3 protein-coding genes are annotated in these 1343 nt (G+C 75.9%); 2 read left to right on the forward strand and 1 reads right to left on the reverse strand.

Annotation, left to right across the window (positions count from 1 at the left end; translation table 11 throughout):
• Positions 1–185, reverse strand: a 185-nt coding sequence (locus ABZ641_RS37670; protein ID WP_359989110.1) for a hypothetical protein, incomplete at its 3' end; no start/stop codon positions are given.
• A 92-nt stretch (positions 186–277) separates the two neighbouring features.
• On the opposite strand from ABZ641_RS37670, the gene ABZ641_RS37675 reads away from it, so the two are divergent.
• Positions 278–934, forward strand: a complete 657-nt coding sequence (locus ABZ641_RS37675) for a TetR/AcrR family transcriptional regulator (RefSeq protein WP_359989112.1) — start codon at positions 278–280, stop codon at positions 932–934.
• A 136-nt stretch (positions 935–1070) separates the two neighbouring features.
• Positions 1071–1343 (forward strand): hypothetical protein (locus ABZ641_RS37680; RefSeq protein ID WP_359989114.1); only part of this gene is annotated, 273 nt, incomplete at its 3' end.

The raw sequence follows: 1343 nt of genomic DNA on the forward strand, positions 1-1343 counted from the left end.
GAGAGCGCGCCGGTGGCCGGGTCGACGGGTGCGGTGCTGAACGGCCGGGTGAGCTGTCCGAGTCCGTGCGGCAGCAGGGTGTCGAGGGCGGGCGGGGGAGCGGTGGGCGGGGGAGCGGTGGGCGGGTCGGGGCATCGTCGTTCCTTCCGGGTGGTGGTCCAGGGAGGATCTGAAAACGAGCACATTCAGATTTGCTACTTGAAAGTAACGACGGGTGGGTGTCCCGACAAGACGGCGGGCGCGGGAAAATGAGGGACCGTCGACAACGGGGGGTGCGGTGGCAGGCAGGCTGAGGCAGCCGACCGGGCGGTACGCGGGCCGGTCCGCGGAGGACCGGCAGGCCGAGCGCCGGCGGCGGTTCCTGGCCGCGGCGCTGCAGCTCTTCGGCGACGCGCCGGGCTACCGCTCCACCACGGTCGCCGCGCTGTGCGAGGCGGCCGGGTTGTCGAGCCGCCAGTTCTACGAGGAGTTCCGCACCCTGGAGGACGTGCTGGCCGAGCTGCACCTCCAGGTCAACGACTGGGCCGAACAGGCCGCGCTGGCGGCCCTCGCCGAAGCCGGGGGGCTGCCGGTCGCCGAACGCGCCGCAGCCGTCTTCGGCGCCTACGCGGCGCACGTCACCGGCGACCGGCGCCGGCTGCGGATCACCTTCGTGGAGATCATCGGCGTCAGTCCGCGCCTGGAGCAGCAGCGGCTGGCCCGCCGCTCCCGCTGGGTGGACCTGCTGTGCGCGGAGGCCACGGCGGCCGTGGCCCGCGGCGAGGCGGTGCCGCGTGACTACCGGGTCGCCGCCGCCGCGTTCATCGGCGGGGTGAACGGCCTGCTGCACGACTGGGCCGAGGGCTGGGTGGAGGCCACCCTCGACGAGGTCGTCGCCGAACTGGTCCGGATCCTGCTGGGCATCCTGGACGCGCCGCCGCCGGCGGCCGGCTGACCGTCACCGGTCGGCCGAACGCCACCGTGCCGGGCCGCCGTCGAGGTGCGGCGGGCCTCAGCCGTGTGCGGCCGCGTGGTCGGCCGGTTCGAGCAGGGCCTCCAGGCCGTGCGCGGCCTCCGCCGCGCACAGCGCGGTGGTCAGGGCCAGGCCGGCGAAGGCGGCGGCCGTCCTGCAGTTCCTCGACGGCGCCACCGGCACCCTCACCGTCGGCGCGATCAGCAGGCCCCCGGCGGGCGCCGGCAAGGACGGCGGCAGCCGGGAGGTCTCCCCGGAGACGCTCGCCCGCTCCGGGGAGTTTCGTCGGGGAGTCCCGCCGGAGCGTCGCTACCGGCGGACCGGAGGGGCGACGTCCACCGCCTCCGCGGTGCCCCGGCAGCCGCATCCGCCGCTGCCGCAGCCCCGGGAG

It is taken from the genome of Kitasatospora sp. NPDC007106, assembly GCF_040634455.1.
In the GTDB taxonomy this organism is placed as follows: domain Bacteria; phylum Actinomycetota; class Actinomycetes; order Streptomycetales; family Streptomycetaceae; genus Kitasatospora; species Kitasatospora arboriphila.